Source organism: Paraclostridium bifermentans, assembly GCF_019916025.1.
GTDB lineage: Bacteria > Bacillota > Clostridia > Peptostreptococcales > Peptostreptococcaceae > Paraclostridium > Paraclostridium bifermentans.
On record NZ_CP079737.1, the window covers coordinates 785,170 to 803,415 of the forward strand.

General features: G+C 28.1%; 21 protein-coding genes. 15 read left to right on the plus strand and 6 right to left on the minus strand.

The annotated features are described in order from the left end of the window. Positions 1 to 106 precede the first annotated feature (106 nt). A complete protein-coding gene (locus KXZ80_RS03800; protein WP_021432151.1) occupies positions 107 to 1,456 on the plus strand; it encodes a C40 family peptidase in 1,350 nt (449 codons plus the stop codon). Positions 1,457 to 1,571: 115 nt separating this feature from the next. After that, positions 1,572 to 1,979, plus strand: a complete 408-nt coding sequence (locus KXZ80_RS03805) for a hypothetical protein (RefSeq protein WP_021432152.1) — start codon at positions 1,572 to 1,574, stop codon at positions 1,977 to 1,979. Positions 1,980 to 2,027: 48 nt separating this feature from the next. On the opposite strand, the gene KXZ80_RS03810 is transcribed toward KXZ80_RS03805, so the two are convergent. Genes KXZ80_RS03810 through KXZ80_RS03820 form a run of 3 tightly spaced genes read right to left on the minus strand, consistent with a single transcriptional unit; the run spans position 2,028 to position 3,084 of the window. After that, a complete protein-coding gene (locus tag KXZ80_RS03810; RefSeq protein WP_021432153.1) occupies positions 2,028 to 2,600 on the minus strand; it encodes a manganese catalase family protein in 573 nt (190 codons plus the stop codon). Between the two features lie 17 nt (positions 2,601 to 2,617). Next, positions 2,618 to 2,881 carry a spore coat protein CotJB gene (locus KXZ80_RS03815; protein ID WP_021429956.1) on the minus strand — a complete coding sequence of 88 codons (264 nt, stop codon included), beginning with the start codon at positions 2,879 to 2,881 and terminating at the stop codon, positions 2,618 to 2,620. Then, entirely contained in the window at positions 2,881 to 3,084 is a 204-nt protein-coding gene (locus tag KXZ80_RS03820) for a spore coat associated protein CotJA (RefSeq protein ID WP_021432154.1), read from the minus strand. The genes KXZ80_RS03815 and KXZ80_RS03820 overlap by 1 nt, the downstream gene beginning before the upstream one ends. 274 nt (positions 3,085 to 3,358) lie before the next feature. Between KXZ80_RS03820 and KXZ80_RS03825 the strand changes: the two genes are divergently transcribed. The 9 genes from KXZ80_RS03825 to KXZ80_RS03865 all read left to right on the plus strand — a co-directional run bounded on the left by KXZ80_RS03825 (position 3,359) and on the right by KXZ80_RS03865 (position 12,434). Continuing rightward, positions 3,359 to 4,219: a tRNA 2-thiocytidine biosynthesis TtcA family protein gene (locus KXZ80_RS03825; protein ID WP_021429844.1), complete on the plus strand. Its 861-nt coding sequence runs from the start codon at positions 3,359 to 3,361 to the stop codon at positions 4,217 to 4,219. Between the two features lie 127 nt (positions 4,220 to 4,346). Then, positions 4,347 to 5,363: a 3'-5' exonuclease gene (locus KXZ80_RS03830; protein WP_038285042.1), complete on the plus strand. Its 1,017-nt coding sequence runs from the start codon at positions 4,347 to 4,349 to the stop codon at positions 5,361 to 5,363. A gap of 152 nt (positions 5,364 to 5,515) precedes the next feature. Next, entirely contained in the window at positions 5,516 to 6,529 is a 1,014-nt protein-coding gene (locus KXZ80_RS03835; RefSeq protein WP_021432156.1) for a PTS sugar transporter subunit IIC, read from the plus strand. A gap of 330 nt (positions 6,530 to 6,859) precedes the next feature. Next, the gene (locus KXZ80_RS03840; RefSeq protein ID WP_021432157.1) at positions 6,860 to 8,023 is read left to right on the plus strand and encodes an MORN repeat family protein; all 1,164 of its coding nucleotides are present in this window, start codon (positions 6,860 to 6,862) and stop codon (positions 8,021 to 8,023) included. 85 nt (positions 8,024 to 8,108) lie between these two features. After that, entirely contained in the window at positions 8,109 to 8,534 is a 426-nt protein-coding gene (locus KXZ80_RS03845) for an NfeD family protein (protein ID WP_021432158.1), read from the plus strand. Between the two features lie 13 nt (positions 8,535 to 8,547). Then, positions 8,548 to 9,486 (plus strand): SPFH domain-containing protein, encoded by a 939-nt coding sequence (locus KXZ80_RS03850; RefSeq protein WP_021432159.1) that lies wholly within the window; start codon positions 8,548 to 8,550, stop codon positions 9,484 to 9,486. 124 nt (positions 9,487 to 9,610) lie between these two features. Next, positions 9,611 to 10,516, plus strand: a complete 906-nt coding sequence (locus KXZ80_RS03855; protein WP_021432160.1) for a S8 family peptidase — start codon at positions 9,611 to 9,613, stop codon at positions 10,514 to 10,516. A gap of 168 nt (positions 10,517 to 10,684) precedes the next feature. Further along, positions 10,685 to 11,188, plus strand: coding sequence for a 3'-5' exonuclease (locus KXZ80_RS03860; protein ID WP_021429918.1), 504 nt, complete (start codon positions 10,685 to 10,687; stop codon positions 11,186 to 11,188). Positions 11,189 to 11,372: 184 nt separating this feature from the next. Further along, positions 11,373 to 12,434, plus strand: coding sequence for a serine/threonine-protein kinase (locus KXZ80_RS03865; RefSeq protein ID WP_021432161.1), 1,062 nt, complete (start codon positions 11,373 to 11,375; stop codon positions 12,432 to 12,434). 248 nt (positions 12,435 to 12,682) lie between these two features. Here KXZ80_RS03865 and KXZ80_RS03870 read toward each other — a convergent pair whose 3' ends face one another. After that, the gene (locus tag KXZ80_RS03870) at positions 12,683 to 12,853 is read right to left on the minus strand and encodes a 4Fe-4S binding protein (protein ID WP_021429849.1); all 171 of its coding nucleotides are present in this window, start codon (positions 12,851 to 12,853) and stop codon (positions 12,683 to 12,685) included. 195 nt (positions 12,854 to 13,048) lie between these two features. Here KXZ80_RS03870 and KXZ80_RS03875 point away from each other — a divergent pair, with 195 nt between their 5' ends. Then, positions 13,049 to 13,954 (plus strand): transglycosylase domain-containing protein, encoded by a 906-nt coding sequence (locus KXZ80_RS03875; protein WP_021432162.1) that lies wholly within the window; start codon positions 13,049 to 13,051, stop codon positions 13,952 to 13,954. Between the two features lie 12 nt (positions 13,955 to 13,966). Next, the gene (locus tag KXZ80_RS03880) at positions 13,967 to 14,386 is read left to right on the plus strand and encodes a DUF3785 family protein (protein WP_021432163.1); all 420 of its coding nucleotides are present in this window, start codon (positions 13,967 to 13,969) and stop codon (positions 14,384 to 14,386) included. Between the two features lie 31 nt (positions 14,387 to 14,417). On the opposite strand, the gene KXZ80_RS03885 is transcribed toward KXZ80_RS03880, so the two are convergent. After that, positions 14,418 to 15,056 carry an SIMPL domain-containing protein gene (locus tag KXZ80_RS03885; protein WP_021432164.1) on the minus strand — a complete coding sequence of 213 codons (639 nt, stop codon included), beginning with the start codon at positions 15,054 to 15,056 and terminating at the stop codon, positions 14,418 to 14,420. 210 nt (positions 15,057 to 15,266) lie between these two features. On the opposite strand from KXZ80_RS03885, the gene KXZ80_RS03890 reads away from it, so the two are divergent. Then, the gene (locus tag KXZ80_RS03890) at positions 15,267 to 16,544 is read left to right on the plus strand and encodes a replication-associated recombination protein A (RefSeq protein ID WP_021432165.1); all 1,278 of its coding nucleotides are present in this window, start codon (positions 15,267 to 15,269) and stop codon (positions 16,542 to 16,544) included. Between the two features lie 42 nt (positions 16,545 to 16,586). On the opposite strand, the gene KXZ80_RS03895 is transcribed toward KXZ80_RS03890, so the two are convergent. After that, on the minus strand, positions 16,587 to 17,144 hold the full coding sequence (locus tag KXZ80_RS03895; RefSeq protein WP_021432166.1) for a hypothetical protein: 558 nt from the start codon (positions 17,142 to 17,144) through the stop codon (positions 16,587 to 16,589). Between the two features lie 213 nt (positions 17,145 to 17,357). Here KXZ80_RS03895 and KXZ80_RS03900 point away from each other — a divergent pair, with 213 nt between their 5' ends. Further along, complete coding sequence (locus KXZ80_RS03900) at positions 17,358 to 18,128, plus strand: GNAT family N-acetyltransferase (protein ID WP_021432167.1); 771 nt, start codon at positions 17,358 to 17,360, stop codon at positions 18,126 to 18,128. Positions 18,129 to 18,246: the final 118 nt, after the last annotated feature.

The following is an 18,246-nucleotide window of genomic DNA, read 5'->3' on the forward strand; positions in this document are numbered from 1 at the left end:
GTTACAAATGTAGACAAAATGTTACAATTTTGTAATAATAACTATAGTATAAAAATATATTATTGAAATTATCGAATATTTATAGGGAGAGGAGCAAAGTAAATATATGAATTTGAAGAAAAAAAGCATGATAGCTGGATTAATTTCAGCGGCGATAATAATTCCAGCTTCTACGGGGGTATCGTTTGCTAATACGAATGAACAAACTAAAAGTGTTGATTATAGAACTATAAAAGGGAATTCTGTAAACTTTAGACAAGGGCCAGGGACTAATTACTCATCTATTGGAAAGTTAAACACAGGAGATAAAGTTGAATATATAGAAACTGTAGGTTCTTGGACAAAAATTAAGTACAATGGAACAGAAGGATTTGTACATAGTGATTATGTATCAGGATCTACAGGAAATGAAGAGGATAATACTGTAAAAGGGAATAAGCAAGTTACAGGAAACAGCGTAAACTTTAGACAAGGGCCGGGAACAAGTTATTCAGTTATAAAAAGTTTAAATAAAGGAACACAAGTAGGCTTAATATCAGAAAGCAATGGATGGGCTAAAATAAACTGTAATGGAACAGTTGGATATATATCATCTCAATACCTAGGAGATATAAATTCAGGCGGCGGACAAGAAGATAATACAGTAAAAGAAAATAAACAAGTAACAGGAAGTAGTGTTAACTTTAGAAAAGGACCAGGAACTAATTACTCAGTAATAACAGCTTTAAGCAAAGGAACGAAAGTAGGATTAATATCAGAAAGTAATGGATGGGCAAAAATAAGCTATAATGGAACAATAGGATATATATCATCTCAATATTTAGGGGATATAAATTCAGGTGGCGGACAAGAAGATAATACAGTAAAAGAAAATAAACAAGTTACTGCTAGCAGTGTAAACTTTAGACAAGGTCCAGGAACTAATTATTCAGTTATAAGATCATTAAGTAGAGGAACGCAAGTAGGAGTAATATCAGAAAGTAATGGATGGGCAAAAATAAATCATAATGGAACAGTAGGATATGTATCATCTCAATATTTAGGCGCTATAAACTCAGGTGGTGGAGAAAATCCAGGACAATCGTCTAGTGCAGATAAAGTTATAAATATTGCTAAACAACAATTAGGAAAGACATATGTATGGGGAGCTGAAGGTCCAAATACTTTTGATTGTTCAGGATTTACTATGTATTCATTTAAAAATGGAGCAGGAGTAAATCTTCCTAGAGTTTCTAAAGAACAAAGTAAGTATGGAACATCTGTTAGCAAAAGCAATCTTCAAAAAGGAGATCTAGTTTTCTTTGATACAGATGGAGACGGTGTAGTAAACCATGTTGGTATATATATTGGAAATAATGAATTTATACATGCTTCATCAGGAGCTGGAAAAGTTGTAATATCACAGTTCAATAGTTACTATAATTCTAAATTTACAAATGCAAGAAGAGTTTTATAAAAATAAAAAGCGTAAGCTTTTTATTTTTTTTTACTTTATGTGTATAAATATGATTGTAAATTGAAAATACTAATAAAGTCATCATAATTATAGTATTAAGTGAAGGAGTGTAGTCATGTGCTTAATAACTGATTTTTACCAATTTAAATACAGTAAGAATAATTGCTATATAGAATTTTATATGGATAGAGATGCTGTTTTAAACATAGAGAACGCTCTAGATGAAAGATTAAGTAACTGTGTAACTAATAGAGATTCAGAATGTGCATATATGAGGTTAAAAGAGCTATTTGAAAATGCAAGGTTATCAAGTAACTCACAATATGTAGAAATCAGAATGAATAAGTGTTATATGATTTATATATCTAATTTACAGTTATATTTTAGAAACCAAGGTCAATATGCAGTTTTAGATGTGTTATATAAGTATTTACAGACATCTATGGTTGAAGAATATGAAAGTTTGAAAGTATTTAATATATTAGATGAAGAGACGAAGATAAGAGTTTTATCTAATGTTTAATAAAAATAAAGCAGGTTCTATTAAATAATAGAACCTGCTTTATTTTTATTAAAATGTTTTTTTACTTTCTTGATAATCATATACATCCATTAAAGCCTCTCCAAATCTTTGATAATGAATAATTTCTCTTTCACCTAAGAAACGAAGAACATTTTTAATATCTACATCATCAGTTAAATTAGTAAGTTGATAATAAGTTGCTAAAGCTTTTTGTTCTGCTGCCATATCTTCATGCAAATCTGTTACGGGATTACCCATAACAGCTATTGTAGATGCTGAAAAAGGAACTCCATGAGCATCTGAAGGGAATATTCCAAATCCATTTTGTGCGTAGTTTTCACCAAGACCAGCTTTTCTAAGTTCTTCTGGAGTTGCATCTTGAGTAAGTTGATAAACCATACTAGCAATCATTTCAACATGAGCTAGTTCTTCTGTACCAATATCAGTTAAAAGTCCCTTAGACTTACTTGTAGGCATAGTAAATCTTTGAGATAAATATCTTAAAGCAGCACCTAATTCACCATTAGGTCCTCCAAATTGAGTTATTAAGTATTTAGCCATTTGTAAATCCTTAGATTTAAGATTTACAGGATGTTGTAAAGTTTTTTGATATATCCACATAAAAATTATCCCCCTATTTACATTTCATAAAATTTATTTTCCCAAGGCCATGGACCTTCTACCCATTGAAAGGGACTTTTACTTGGAGAGTATCCAAAGTTATTTAATGGTCCATATTTTTTTTCATAGTTAATTCTAGCTTTAGCAAGCTCTGAACATAGTTTGTTGTAAGTTGCTAATGCTCTTTCGTCTTCATTATGATTGTCTAGGTATAAGTTCATATCTAAACATGCAAAACAAAGTTCTTCTATATCTGTTAACATATCAGCACGTGTAGCCATTATCTTTTACCTCCATTGATTTTTTTCATATATCTATATAAATCTTTATTGTACATAGTAGATTCCCATAAATTTAATTCAGGAAATATAGTCCCATATTGAAGTGCTTTTGACAAATTATACATTTTGCCAAATACTTGGTCATTTACATATGGTCTAGCTAATGCATCGCCACAATTTTTATTAACATTTCTAGTATTCACCAAAATTCCTCCAGTTCAAATGATGTATTTTGAAAATTATATCTAAATAACAGTTAAATTAACTGTATCTAATAGCATAATATTCATATGTAGCTAAAAAGTTACACAAAATTTATAAATCAAAAAAAATATATAATAAGTAGAAATTTGAAGATAATAATAAAAGCAAATGATTTTCTGGGAAATAATTAGATATAAGGTAGGAATATCTTGAACTAATATTGGCCTTTATGATAAAATAAGTTGCATGTTCACAAAAAGATGAGGTGATTGAATGAGCGAATTAGCAGGAAAAGGCTGTGAAATTATAGTTCCTTTTGATGAAAGACAGCCACTTAAAGATATCGAAAGAAGTATTGTAAAAAGATATAGAAAAAACTTATGGTCTAAGTTTATAAAGGCTATAAGAGCATATAATTTAGTTGAAGAAGGCGACAAGATTGCAGTAGCTATATCTGGAGGAAAAGATAGTTTGCTTATGGCAAAGATGTTCCAAGAGTTAAAAAGACATAGTCAAGTGAACTTTGACGTTGAATTTATAGCTATGGATCCTGGATATCATAAAGATATAAGACAATTATTAGTAGATAACTGTGAATACTTAGATATACCGATACATTTATTTGATTCGAAAATATTTGAAATTGCAGATGAAATAGCAAAAGATTATCCTTGTTATATGTGTGCAAGAATGAGAAGAGGAGCATTATATTCTAAAGCAGAAGAGTTAGGATGTAATAAATTAGCTTTAGGACATCACTATGATGATGTAATAGAAACGACAATGCTTAATTTATTATGCGCAGGTAACTTTAAAACAATGCTTCCAAAGTTAAAATCTACAAACTTTGATGGAATTGAAATAATAAGACCTCTATACTATATAAGAGAAGAACATATAGTTAGATTTATACAAAATAGTGGTATATGGCCTTTAAATTGTGCTTGTATGGTAGCGGCTAAAAAGACAGGTAATAAGAGATATGAAATAAAAGATCTTATTAAGAACTTAGGCGATAACTTCAAAGATGTAGAAAAATCTATTTTTAAAGCTGCAGAAAATGTAAATATTGATTCAGTTTTAGGATGGCAACAGGATGGAGAAAAACATTCTTTCCTAGAAAGATTTGAGTAGGGTGTACTTAGTACATCCTTTTTCTTTTAGATTGATATTAATAAAAATGTATTATAAAATTATATTATGATAAATTTAATTAAGTGGTAAAATGTATAGGTTTTATGCTTTAGAGAGGATGAAGGGGATGAAAAAAATATATATAGATTTTGAGATGAATATGTCAAATTCTAAATATGGAAGAGATATAAATAATGCTGATATTATTGCTATTGGAGCTGTAAAATACGATATCGCTACAAAGGATATTTCAAATTTTAAATCGTTGATAAAACCAGTAAGCGAGATTGATATATATCCTCACATAGAAGAACTTACTAAAATAACCAATGAAGAAATTGCTGATGCGCCTACTTATGAAGAGGTAATGAGAGATTTTAAAAGATGGCTAGGTGAGTTTTCGGAAATAGAAGGTATTTATACTTTTGGAAATCTAGATTTAACATGTTTTGCAAATACAGATCGAAGAAGTTCTAAAAAAAATAACCATCCAAGGTTTGTTAATAATATAAAAGATTTATTTATTGACATAAAAAAAGAATACTTAAATAAAGGAATTAGGTGTATAAATTATATATCTTTAAAGAATTTACTTGAATATTCAAATGTTGAGTTTGACGGAGAAGCACACGATCCTTTAGCAGATGCATACAATTTGCTTATATTAGACATGACATTAACTAATAAAAAATGTATAAGAGAATTATTGATTATAAAAGATTTAATAAAAAACCCTTTTGTCGAAATTAATACAAATTTGGAATTTGTTTTTGAAGAATATAAACAGAGAGTGCATGTTGATGAAGAAAATGTAAAATTAGATGATATTTCTATAGAGATTTTAAAAACTTTAAGATTATATCTAAAGTCTATAATTGATTTAGATATATACAATATAGAATATATAAAAGATGTTAGTAAAAAATTACTTACATTTAAGAATCTTATTGATATAAGCGAGGGATACTTTTATCTATTAGAAAATGTATACCTAGATATGATGGAATTAATGGAAGATTTATCGTATTATAAGTTAGGTCAAGACCAATATAAACAAGAATTGACTCAAATATTAGAACTATTTGAACAAGATTTAGAAGAAGAAAAATTAAATTTAGAAGAAGTTTTACAAGCCAGCTACTAAGCGCATTTTAGCAGTAGTTGGTTTGTTTTTATGTGTATAAAAAATATTATATATAATGGAAATATTTTGAAAATTATTGCAAGATGATTAGGTTTTAGATTATAATATAGGAAAAGGTTAACATTTTTTGGACAAAAGAGGGGGCTTTAAAAATGGAAGTTATAAAAGGAACAGTATTATTATTAGCAGTACTGACCGCGTTCTCAGTATTTAGTTACAAGGCGCCGCATGGTATGAAGGCTATGGGTGCACTAGCTAGTGCAGCGTGTGCTACATTTTTAGTGGAAGCTATACAGTTTTCATTACTAGGAAATACTCTTGGAATTCCATTTCTTAGTGAACTAGGATCAATAAATGGAGGACTTGGAGGTTTAGTTGCAGCATCATTAGTTATGTTAGCATTAGGAGTTTCTCCGGTATATTCAATGTTACTAGGAATAACTTGTTCAGGATTAGGAATACTACCAGGATTTATAGCTGGATATTTAATGTCATTTGCAGTTAAGTATTTAGAAGAAAAAGTTCCTCCAGGACTTGATTTATTAGTCATGGTAATTGTAATGGCACCAATAACTAGATTAATAGGTGTGTCATTAGAACCTGTAGTAAATAGTACATTATTAACAATAGGAGAAGTAATAGCAGGATCTACAAATTCAAGTCCAATAGTAATGGGATTAATAATAGGAGGATTCTTCACATTAATATCAACATCTCCATTAAGTTCTATGGCACTTACAGCTATGCTAGGTTTAACAGGAGTACCTATGGCTATAGCATCACTACCTATATCAGCAACATCTTTTGCAAACTTTATATTATTTAAGAAATTAAAATTTGGAGATACAAGAGACACTATATCTGTTGTAATTGAACCATTAACACAAGCAGATATAATATCAGCAAATCCAATACCTATATATGTAACAAACTTTATAAGTGGGGCGCTTGGAGGAGTAGTAGTTTCAGCTATGGGGCTTGTAAATAATGCACCAGGTACAGCTGCACCATCTGCTGGACTTCCAGTTATGTTTGCATTTAACCCAGCTAAAGAAGTTATAATATGTATGGCTATATGTGCTGTAATAAGTTCTATTATAGGATTTGCAGGAAGTTATGTATTTAGAAATCATAAGATAGTTACAGCTGCAGAAATAAGAGGATAATATTTTTTACATAAACTAAATAAGAATATATAGACTGTCTTACAGTAAATTTGTATAAGTTTAATACTTAGTTGCAGATTTTACTTTGGGGCAGTCTTTTTTACGATTCATAAAATTATATTAGACAAGACCTAATGGATTAATATATATACATTAAATTGCATGCCACTTAGAGTAAAAAAGCTTTTTAAGCAACGGACGTAGTCGTTAGCGATATGAACGAAGTGAATTTTTGTTAAAAAATTCATTATCTTCTGTCGTATAAATAAAATCATTTTTTTGGACTTGTATATATAAACTTATATTATAAGAATATAAGGAGGACTATGTATGGAAGGTATAAAAAGTTATTTTGAAATGGTATTTGTTATATTTATTACTTTATCAATGGCATTTATGGGAATTAAGTTATTATTGTTTATTTTAGAATTTAGAAAAAATAAACAAAGAAAAAGTATCAACGGATATAGTGAAAAAACAAATAATTTGAGAGGTGGATATAGAGGTATTAAAAGAAATCAAACTGACGAGATTAATAACTCAGCTAAAAGTACCAAAATAAGTAATAAAGATGATAAATATGAAATTTTAAAATATGATAATGGAGATACATATAAAGGGGAGTTAGTGGACGGAAAAAGAAGCGGATTTGGAATTTGCATTTTTGCAAATAAGGATAGATATGAAGGTTTATGGAAAGAAGATTTGATGCATAGCATAGGAAAGTATATTTATAGTGATGGTTCTATTTATAGTGGGGATTTTAAATTTGGAACTATAGAGGGCATAGGAATGTATACTTTTGTAAATAAGGATATTTACAAAGGTGAGTTTAGAAATGGAAAAAGAGAAGGAAAAGGACTTGTTATATATAATAATGGAGATAAGTTTTCGGGCACTTTTAACGATGGATTAAGAGAAGGAAAAGGCAAGTATGTATGTAATAACGGAGGAGTATTTGAAGGTGAATATAAAGAAGACAAATTAAATGGAAAAGGAAGTTACTCATATGCTGATGGAAGTAAATATGTAGGTGAATTTAAAAATAATGTATATCATGGAAAAGGTGTACATACTAATGAATCTGGAGATATATATGAAGGTGAATTTAAATATGGATATAAAAAAGGTTATGGTATATTAAAGTATAGAAATGGAGAAAGTTATAAAGGTTATTTTAAGGATGATAAATTTGATGAAAAAGGGCTATATGTATATAAAGATAATTCAGTTTACGAAGGAGAATATAAAGATGGAAAAAAATCCGGAGTTGGAACTTATACATGTGAAAGTTATAGATATATAGGGGAATGGAAAGATGATAAAAAGAGTGGAATAGGCACATATTATTTATTAAATGGAACAAAGATTGAGGTTTGTATAAAAGATGAAATAATAACTAAAGGGGAGCTTATCAGAGAAGGAAAAGAAAACAAAGAGATAAAAAATATAGATATAAGCAAAAATGAAAAAGAGGTAATAAAAAACATTTAAGTAGTTACAATAAGGCTACAAAGCATATACTATAATTACAAAGGTAATTAAAATAGGGTATAGTATACTTAAGGAGGGAGATTTAATGTTTTTAATATGGATTATAATAGGGATAGTATTACTTATAATTGAAGCTGTTACAGTAAGTTTTCTATCTATATTTTTCGCCATAGGCTGCCTTATAGCAGGGTTAGCATCATTTATAATACCTTCTTGGGGTGCACAAATCGTAATAATGTGTATTGTTTCAGGGATAGGAATTATATTTGGTAGAAGTGTACTTCAGAGATACTTTGAGGTAAATAAAGAAATAAAACCATCTACCATAGATGCTTTAATAGGAAAAACTGGTGTAGTAGTAAAAAATATTAGCTCAGACGAACCTGGATTAGTAAAATTAAATGGAGAAGTTTGGACTGCAACATCAGTTAATTCAATAGAAATACCTAAAGATGCCAATGTAGTTGTTGAAAAAATAGATGGGGTAAAATTAATTGTAAAAATTGCATAAGGGAGGGTTTTAAATGTTTGCATCAATATTCTTTACAGTTTTAATAGTATTAGTTATAGTTTTAGCTTTTTCTACTATTAAAATAGTAAAACAATCAGAAGTTATTATAGTAGAAAGATTAGGTAAGTATTGGAAAACTTGTGAATCTGGATTAAATATAGTTATTCCTATATTAGATAGAGTTGTTAAAAAAATAGATCTTAGAACTCAAGTTATAGATTCTCCACCACAACCTGTTATAACTAAAGACAACGTTACAATGTCAATTGATACAGTTGTGTATTATCAAATTACAGATTCTTTTAAGGCAACTTATGAAATAGCTAATTTAGTTCAAGCTATAAGATATTTAACAACTACTACATTAAGGGATGTAATAGGAACTATGGAACTAGACAGAACGCTATCTTCGAGAGATGATGTAAATAATAAACTTAGAATAATACTTGATGAAGCTACTGATAAATGGGGAGTAAGAGTAGAAAGAGTTGAAATTAAAAACATAGATCTTCCAGCGGATATAAAAGAAGCAATGGAAAAACAAATGAGAGCAGAGAGAGAGAAACGTGCAGTTATACTTCAAGCAGAAGGTACAAAACAATCAGCTATAACTCAGGCACAAGGACATAAAGAATCTCAAATATTAAAGGCAGAAGGAGAAAAGCAAACTGCTATACTTCATGCAGAAGCTAAGAGGGAATCTCAAATTAGAATTGCAGAAGGGGAAGCAGAAGCAATCAATAAAATTGCAGAAGCAGAAGCAAATAGAGTTAGAATGGTATATGAAGCTCTTAAAAATGCTAATGTTGATGAAGCAATGTTATCTGTTAAATATGTAGAAGCATTAAGCGAAATGGCTAAAGGTGAAAATAAAGTATTCATTCCGTATGAATCACAAGGATTACTTGGAAGCATAGGAGCTATAAAAGAACTAATAGCTGATAAAAAATAAATTTAAAGAATAAAAATGTCTTAAGGATTAAACCTTAGGACATTTTTTGCGTTTTTGCCTTATCACAATATAACTTTAAATTGTATATAATTCAGTATGAATGTTATCAAAGGAGTTGTATTAGATGAGCAAAATGAAATTGCTTCCATATAAAGTAAATGAAGTTAGTAGAGAGACTAAAATAGTTTCCTATGGGGTCAAAATGATTAGAGCTGATAAATTTTGGGCTAAATCAAACCGCGGAAAAGGAATTACGGTAGCTATTATAGACACTGGTTGTGATGTTGATCATAAAGCACTAAAAAATAATATAGCGCACACAAGAAACTTTACAAAAGATGATAACTCAAATAAAGATATAGCTAATGATTATATAGGCCATGGAACTCATGTCGCTGGAATTGTTCTTAGTGTTGCGCCTGAATGTAGTCTTATGATTTTAAAGGCTTTAAATGGAGATGGAGAAGGTGAGTATAAGTGGATAATAAATGCTATTAATTATGCTACAAGTAAGAAGGTAGATGTTATAAGCATGTCATTAGGTGGATATATTGATGATGAAAATCTTCATAAAGCTATAAGAAAAGCTGCAAGCAATAATATATTAGTGGTCTGTGCAGCAGGAAATGATGGAGATAATAACTCATCTACAAATGAATACTCTTATCCAGCTGCATATAGTGAAGTTATTTCAGTTGGAGCTGTAGATGAGAATGCTAAGCCTGCATATTTTTCAAATAGTAATAATTATCTAGACGTAATGGCACCAGGGGTAGGAATTTTGTCTACTTATAAAAATAACTCGTATGCAATTTTAGATGGAACAAGTATGGCGGCCCCTCATGTTAGTGGAGCACTAGCGCTTATAAAGAACTACTCAGATGGAGCGTTTGAAAGAGAACTAAGCGAGTCAGAAATATATGCACAACTTATTAAGTTTACTTTAGACTTAAGTTATGATAAAAAGGTTCAAGGAAATGGATTAGTATTTTTAGAAAGTCCTAAAATTCCTAAAAAAGGATTTAAATAAATTGTAAAATCAGTTTTTGATATTAAAAATATGAAAAAGGACAAGAATTAATTTATAAATATGAAAAGAAAAAGCATTAACATAATTTGTTATTGCTTTTTCTTTTTTAATATATGCTAAAATTTGATATAATTATACATATAACTATATGAAGGTGAGAGGTTTTATATGAAAAAAGAATTTATTGTAGTAGATTTAGAAACTACTGGTTTAGATCCATACAAAGGTTGCGAGATTATAGAGATTGGTGTAACTGAAATTATAGATAATAAAATAGGTAGAAATTATTCAAGATTAATAAAACCTAATGGAATAATTCCTACATTTATAAGTGATATAACTAACATAAGTAATGAAATGGTAGAAAATGAAAAAAGTTTAGAAGAAGTTTTACCTAAGTTTAGAGAATATGTAGGTGAAAAAACAATAATTGCACATAATGCTAAATTTGATTTAAAGTTCTTGAATTTTTATTTAGACAAAATGGGTCTAGAGCCTATTAATAATCATATATGTACTTTAGAGCTTTTAAAGCAGAACAAAGAATATAAAGGGAAAAATAAAAAATTAGAAACTGCGTGTGAGTACTATAATATAGAAAATAAAAATGCACATAGAGCAGATAGTGATACACTAGCTACTGCAAAATTATTTCTTGAACTAAATAAGTAACAAAAAACCCTTATACTTACTAAAATAAGTATAAGGGTTTTTTAAGTATACAAAATTGAATTTGCTTTTTTAGTGTTTATTTATACTTAAAAATCATAGTATATATAAGTCATAAAAATGCAGAGTTAGGAGTGACAGTAATGGGGGTTATGATAGGAGCGTTTTTAGGTGGTGATACTATATTATGGATATAATTACTAATATAGACTTAAAAATAATAAAACCTTTAAAATCTGAAGGGGTTAATTCAAAATTATATTTAGTTGAAGATAGTCAGATGGGGAGACAATTCATATTGAAAAAAATAAAAAAATCATCTTTTAAAAATCCAGAAAAATGTTTTGAAGAGCCAAAAAAAATATGTAAAGCAAATCATCCGAATATAATAAAAATAAATCATGTATCATATGATGATGAAAATATATATATAACGATGCCTTATTATAAAAATGGGTCACTATACCATTTGTTAGAAACAAGAAATTTAACGATAAGAGAAATAAAAAATTATGCACTAGATTTTTTATATGCTGTTGAATATATACACAATATAGGAATTGCACACTGTGATATAAAACCAAATAATATACTTATAAGCAATGAAAATAAAGCTGTACTAACTGATTTTGGGTCAGCTGTATATTTAAATAGAAATGGAGTTGGAAAGTTAAGAAATGTTTATTATAAACATATAGCTCCAGAACAATGCAAGAGTACTGTTATAGATAGAAGAGTTGATATATATCAAATAGGTACAACTTTGTATAGAATGTGTAATGGAAACTTAGAATATAATAATCAATTAAAAAAATATAAGGATATAAACATGGTTAAAGTAGCGTCAGCATGTGGAAAATTCCCTAAACGAAATAAATATTTACCTCATGTACCTAAGGACATGATAAACATAATTGAAAAGTGCATAAATGTAAGTCCAGAAGACCGATATGAAAATGTATCAGATATAATCAATGATATTAAGTGTATAAATGAAAACTTAGATTGGAAATACGAAGGTAGTGATGAAAATCATTATTTTACAAGAAGGAACAATGACAATACTACTATACAAATTATAGTTAGTGAGGATTCAGGTTATTGGAATATAAAAACTATAAGAGTTAATAAGGAAAGTAGAAAATATAATATATATAAAGGTTATTGTTATGAATATATAGAGAAAAAATCTGAGGCTTTTAAGGAAGTAAATAAAATAATAGCCTTACTTTCATACCGATCAAAGTAAGGCTTTTAAAGGGGTAAAATATATTATAAAAAGGGGTTTATTAGGGAATATATTTTATTTGGGGAGTAAAAATTTTAAGGTTATCAGGGGAATAACCTTCTGAAATAATAATAACAAGATTCGACAAATATGTCAACAATTTTCGACAAAAAAGTATAAAATAAATCAAATTGAATTTTGCATTTGAAAATAGACAAAAAAAAGAAAAGCTAAGAGCTTTTCTTTTTTTTGTCTATTTTATTTATGTATTATTCTGGTTGAGGAGCGTCAACAGGACATACGCTGTTACAAGTTCCACACTCTATACATACATCAGGATCTATAACGTATTTGTCATCTCCTGCAGATATACAACTAACTGGACATTCTGGTTCACATGCTCCACAACTTATGCAAGCATCATTTATTTTGTAAGCCATAATAAATACCTCCTAAAATTTTGTTCAGATTTATTATACCCTAAAAAATCAAGTTTACACAAAAATTTCAAAATTTATATAAAATAATTTTAAATAATAAGCACAAAAAAACACAAAACTATATACAATTAAAGTTTTGATTTATTTGGCATAAAAAGGTATAATTACTCATATATTTAAAAAGGAGAGAAAAAAATGAGTTATTATGATGATGGAAATAATAAAATAAGGCGTAAAAAAATTAGCTCTCATAATGGAAACTCAAAAACTCAAGTTATTAAAAAAAATAACATAAATAGAGCTGAGAATAGTATTAATTATGATAATAGAAAAGAATATACAAGTAGTGGTAAAAGAGTTGAAAAAGTAAGAGCTAAAAAGAAATTAAGAAATAAAAAGTTTTTAGGCGTACTAAAAAAATCCTTAATATTTTTACTTATAATATCATTTGTAGGAGCTATAGCTGGAAATGCATTAATGAATGTAATGTTTAAAAATACTCCTGAACTTACATACTCATATATGAAGGATAAATCAATAAGTAGTGAATATGTGAGTATAAGTAAAATTCCTGTGAATTTGCAAAATGCAATAGTTTCTATAGAAGATGAACGATTTTATGATAATAAAGGTGTAGATTATATGGCTTTAGCGAGGTCGATTGTACACAATGCTATAAGTAAATCTACACAAGGTGGAAGTACAATTGAAATGCAACTTTCAAAGAATCTTTTAACTACTACAGACCAAACTATAAAAAGAAAACTTAAAGACATGTATAATGCTAAGCAAATGAATAAACATATGAACAAACGAGAAATATTAGAACTTTATTTAAATAATATATATTTAGGAAAAAGTTCATATGGAGTTGCAAAAGGAGCCAAAATCTATTTTGATAAAAATGTAAGTGAACTTAATTTAGGTGAATGCGCTTTATTGGCTGGGATAACAAATAATCCAGGACTATACTCCACAGATTATGAAGCGGCTAAAAAAAGACGAGATATAATTTTATATAAAATGCAAGAATTAGGATATATAACTAAAGATGAATATGAAACAACTAAAAAGCAAGAAACTCCAATGAATATAAAGTAAAAGAGGTGTATTATGAGTAATTTTAAATTTAAATTTAGAGAAAAAGAGTATGAACTAAATGAAAGCAACTGTAGTGGGCTAATAAATGATGAGGAAAAGCCAGTATCTAATATAGGTTTAGATGAGGTTTTAAGATTATTAAATCAAGATGAAAATATTGATTTTGATTTAGAATACTACCAAGAAGCTTGTCCAGAGTGTTTAGCTGGAGTTAAAGAAAAACAAAAATTCTTTGGATTTTTAGAATATCATTTTTATGTATTTTCAAAAGATGGTAAATATGTAATTAGTGATATAGATAAGGAATATGAGGGCCTATCATTTAATAAGTTAAGCAGAACTGGAACAGTAGATGATAGTTATATAGTAAGCCTAATAATATGTGAGCATTGTGGTGATCATATAGTTCAAATAGAAAATTGTATAGTATAAAAAGCTGCTTTTAGAGCAGCTTTTTTTATGTCTAGATATAAGTATTAAAAACAACTGTTACTTGAGCTGTAACTATTAAATCCCCTGATGAAAGATAAGGAGAGCTTGCATATCCAACGTCTCTTTTACTTACAGAATAAATTGAAGTACTATTTTCAAAAATACTTTCAGGTAAGGGTTTTAATTTTATACCAAGGTTTTTAGCTAATAATGCGCCTTTATCCAATGCATCTTGGGTTGCAGCTAAAAGAGCATCTTTATAGTGAGGAGATGTATCAGATACAGTAAATGAAATATTAATATTACTATTAGCACCATTTTCTATAGCTAAAGAGTAAATATCTCCTAATTTATTTAGATTAGTAATTTCGATTCTTAAAGTAGTGGTAATTTCATAAGCAACAAGTTCATTTGTTACATTGTCATATTTTTTGTTTATAGAAACATCATAAGCATTTATATTTTCTTTTGGAATACCATAGTCAGTTAAACTAATTATAATAGCATTTACAGTATTTGAATTTTCAACCTGAGCTACTTGAACATCAGGATTAGATGTGGTTACACCGACTGTCAATAAAGCTAAGTCAGCTTTAACCCTAACAGTTCCAACTCCATTTATAGAGAGTTGCCCTTTCTCTCTAATTGCATTCATATTCATATATTGCATAAAATATCCCCTTTCAACAATCACATATACTATAAATATACTAATTTAAAATAAAATTTATTCCTAAGATAAGGCTTGATTAGAAAAAATGATATTATAGTAAAAGTACTATAGATGAAATAAAATTTGAAAGGTAGTATAATAATGTAAGTAAAAAAGAACTAGATTTTTATTTATATACAATTTTACATATAAAGTTAGGAGGTAAAAATGCAACCATTAGCTGATAGATTAAGACCTCAACAAATAGATGACATGATAGGACAAACACACATAATAGGAAAAGGAAAAATTATAAATAAACTTATTGAGAATAAAACTATTCCAAATATGATTTTATATGGTCCTCCTGGTACGGGAAAAACGACATTAGCCAATATAATAGCTAATGTAACGGGTAAAAAATATATAAAGTTGAACGCAGTTAACTGTGGAACTAAAGAAATTAAAGATGCTATAGATAGTAGTAAGAGAGATTTATTTTCGTATAACGGAATAATTTTAATGCTAGATGAGATACAAGCTTTAAATAGAAAGCAACAACAATCACTTCTTGAAGTTATAGAGGATGGATCAGTTACATTAATAGCAAGTACAGCTGACAATCCATATTTTGTAGTATATAAAGCTATATTAAGTAGAAGTACTATATTCGAATTTAAACCAATAAATAAAAATGATATATTTGTAGGCTTAAAAAAATCTGTAGAAAAAATTAAAAAACTTAATACATATGAGATTGTAAATGTTGACGAAAATGCATTAGAGTATATTGCTCAAACTTGCAATGGCGATATGAGAAGTGCATTGAATAAGCTAGAGTTAGTTATAAATTTAGGAACAGATATAACAAATAATAGTGTAAATATAACACTAGAAAATGTTATGGATTGTTCAACTGTAAAAATGATGAATTTTGATAGAGGTGGCGATGATGGATACTCTATACTATCTGCATTTCATAAATCGCTTAGAGGTTCAGATGCAGATGCAGCTATACATTACTTAGCAAGGCTTGTAAAAGCAGGAGATATACAAGGAATAACAAGAAGATTATTGTGCGTTGCAAGTGAGGATGTAGGTCTTGCTGTTCCTCAAGCTATAACCATAACTGAAGCTTGTGTTTCAGCAGCTCTTCAACTAGGGTTTCCAGAAGCGAGAATTCCTCTTGCACAAGCTACAATATACTTAGCTCAGTGTCCAAAATCAAATTCAGTAATAAGTGCTATAGATTTAGCATTAGCGGACTTAGATACTGTAGAAACGGGAGATATACCTATGCACTTAAAAGATGCTCATTATTCAGGGGCAGCTAAGCTAGGTAGAGGACTCGAATATAAATATCCTCATGATTATGAAAATAATTACGTAGATCAACAGTATTTGCCTGAGCCTATAAAGGATAGAAAATATTATACTCATGGATTAAATAAAAATGAAAAATCATTTGAACAGTATTGGAAATCTTTAAAGAATAAAAATAGTTAGTTAAAATGAAAAAAGGTATAGTACGGAAACTATACCTTTTTATTATATTCTTTTATATATTATTGGATCAACAAATCCAAAAGTTATCTTATCATTTTTATAAAAAACTTCACTTACATATAATGTAGAGTCTTCTATTCTTTCTTTTAGTTCAAACTTAGTTATAGGTGAAAAATGACTAATACTTTCTCCAGTAAATACTCCATCAGACTCATCATAGACCATAGGTGTAAACTTTTCAGATACAATTAAATCATTATAATCCATTGTTAAGGATTCATTATCATTTCTAAAATCTTCTTTTTTAACACCTTCAGGTAATTCGTATGATGTTAATACAACCTTATTATCTTCATTTAGTGTAAATAAAAATAAATGAGGTAATATGTTGCTGAAATTACCTTGTTTATAATAACTTTCTTCTATAACAAAGTAATTTTTAAAATCTTTCGGTAAATTTTTAATTTTATCATTACATATACCATTTATATGTTTTGCATAAGGATGTTTTACCTCACCTTTTTTTAATTCAGATTCTATTTGCTCATCGTTATTAAATGTTCCACATAAATTTTTAACAAAGACATCTAATACAGTCATAATTAACCCTTCTTTCTGAAATTATTAAAACTAATATATCACTATGAAAATATATTTTCAAGTAATTTGGATATAAAAATAAAATTTTGTTTTAATTTGATATAATTATAAAATAATAACTAATTTAATGAAGGAAAAAAGCCTTATAAAAAAGAATAAATAAATAACTAATAACATATTATTTAGCATTAAACTTATATGTCGGAGGATAAAATGATTCTAAAGTTAGATGAATGTTACCATGATCAAATTATTGAATACTTAATAAGAGAAGAAGATTTTAATTTATTTGTAATAGGAGATATTGAAAGATATGGATATGACAATCAATTCTTTAATATATGGGGAGATTTTAATACAGTGGGGGATATAAATGGACTACTTATACAATATTTTGATTTATTAACGCTGTATTCTTATGATAATAGAGATTTAACTTGCTTTATTGAGCATATAAATAGCTTACCGTTTAGCAACATAAATGGGAAAATAGAAACTTTAAAATACATAGAGCCGTATATTAATTATAATAGAAAAAGAATTGTTAACTTTTGTGTGTTGAAAAATATAAGCTATCTAAAAGAACATAAATTAGATAGTGATGTGAAAAAAATAAGATTTGGGAAAATAGGAAAGATACTTAGTTTATATGAAGATATAAATGAATTTCAAAAGCCTACAATACAAAGTATAAGAGAAAACTTAAGAACTGGAAGAGGTTATTACATTGAAAAAGATAAAAAAATTGTATCTATGGCAAAATCTACATCAGAAAGTACTACACATGCAATGATAGTTGGAGTAGGGACACACCCTATGTATAGGAATAAGGGGTATGCGACAAAATGTATAGTCAAGTTATGTAATAATTTAATAAACGAAAAAAAGAAGCCATGCCTATTTTATGATAATGAAGATGCCGGAAAAATTTATAAAAAATTAGGGTTTAAAGAAGTTGGTCAGTGGGTAATTTATTATATGTAAAGAATAAAAAGAGTTGAAAACACAAGGTTTTAACTCTTTTTTTAATTCCTACGAAAATAGTATGAATTTAATGTTGACAAGATCACTAGGATATAATAAAATAATCTTGAAGATAAAA

What these genes read in the sequence shown, in the direction of transcription:
- KXZ80_RS03880 (WP_021432163.1), top strand. Translation starts at nt 13,967, where the DNA reads ATGAGTAATTTTAAATTTAAATTTAGAGAAAAAGAGTATGAACTAAAT.
- KXZ80_RS03875 (WP_021432162.1), top strand. Translation starts at nt 13,049, where the DNA reads ATGAGTTATTATGATGATGGAAATAATAAAATAAGGCGTAAAAAAATT.
- KXZ80_RS03840 (WP_021432157.1), top strand. Translation starts at nt 6,860, where the DNA reads ATGGAAGGTATAAAAAGTTATTTTGAAATGGTATTTGTTATATTTATT.
- KXZ80_RS03895 (WP_021432166.1), bottom strand. Translation starts at nt 17,144, where the DNA reads ATGACTGTATTAGATGTCTTTGTTAAAAATTTATGTGGAACATTTAAT.
- KXZ80_RS03855 (WP_021432160.1), top strand. Translation starts at nt 9,611, where the DNA reads ATGAGCAAAATGAAATTGCTTCCATATAAAGTAAATGAAGTTAGTAGA.
- KXZ80_RS03835 (WP_021432156.1), top strand. Translation starts at nt 5,516, where the DNA reads ATGGAAGTTATAAAAGGAACAGTATTATTATTAGCAGTACTGACCGCG.
- KXZ80_RS03825 (WP_021429844.1), top strand. Translation starts at nt 3,359, where the DNA reads ATGAGCGAATTAGCAGGAAAAGGCTGTGAAATTATAGTTCCTTTTGAT.
- KXZ80_RS03900 (WP_021432167.1), top strand. Translation starts at nt 17,358, where the DNA reads ATGATTCTAAAGTTAGATGAATGTTACCATGATCAAATTATTGAATAC.
- KXZ80_RS03815 (WP_021429956.1), bottom strand. Translation starts at nt 2,881, where the DNA reads ATGGCTACACGTGCTGATATGTTAACAGATATAGAAGAACTTTGTTTT.
- KXZ80_RS03845 (WP_021432158.1), top strand. Translation starts at nt 8,109, where the DNA reads ATGTTTTTAATATGGATTATAATAGGGATAGTATTACTTATAATTGAA.
- KXZ80_RS03810 (WP_021432153.1), bottom strand. Translation starts at nt 2,600, where the DNA reads ATGTGGATATATCAAAAAACTTTACAACATCCTGTAAATCTTAAATCT.
- KXZ80_RS03805 (WP_021432152.1), top strand. Translation starts at nt 1,572, where the DNA reads ATGTGCTTAATAACTGATTTTTACCAATTTAAATACAGTAAGAATAAT.
- KXZ80_RS03890 (WP_021432165.1), top strand. Translation starts at nt 15,267, where the DNA reads ATGCAACCATTAGCTGATAGATTAAGACCTCAACAAATAGATGACATG.
- KXZ80_RS03885 (WP_021432164.1), bottom strand. Translation starts at nt 15,056, where the DNA reads ATGCAATATATGAATATGAATGCAATTAGAGAGAAAGGGCAACTCTCT.
- KXZ80_RS03800 (WP_021432151.1), top strand. Translation starts at nt 107, where the DNA reads ATGAATTTGAAGAAAAAAAGCATGATAGCTGGATTAATTTCAGCGGCG.
- KXZ80_RS03830 (WP_038285042.1), top strand. Translation starts at nt 4,347, where the DNA reads ATGAAAAAAATATATATAGATTTTGAGATGAATATGTCAAATTCTAAA.
- KXZ80_RS03860 (WP_021429918.1), top strand. Translation starts at nt 10,685, where the DNA reads ATGAAAAAAGAATTTATTGTAGTAGATTTAGAAACTACTGGTTTAGAT.
- KXZ80_RS03870 (WP_021429849.1), bottom strand. Translation starts at nt 12,853, where the DNA reads ATGGCTTACAAAATAAATGATGCTTGCATAAGTTGTGGAGCATGTGAA.
- KXZ80_RS03865 (WP_021432161.1), top strand. Translation starts at nt 11,373, where the DNA reads ATGGATATAATTACTAATATAGACTTAAAAATAATAAAACCTTTAAAA.
- KXZ80_RS03850 (WP_021432159.1), top strand. Translation starts at nt 8,548, where the DNA reads ATGTTTGCATCAATATTCTTTACAGTTTTAATAGTATTAGTTATAGTT.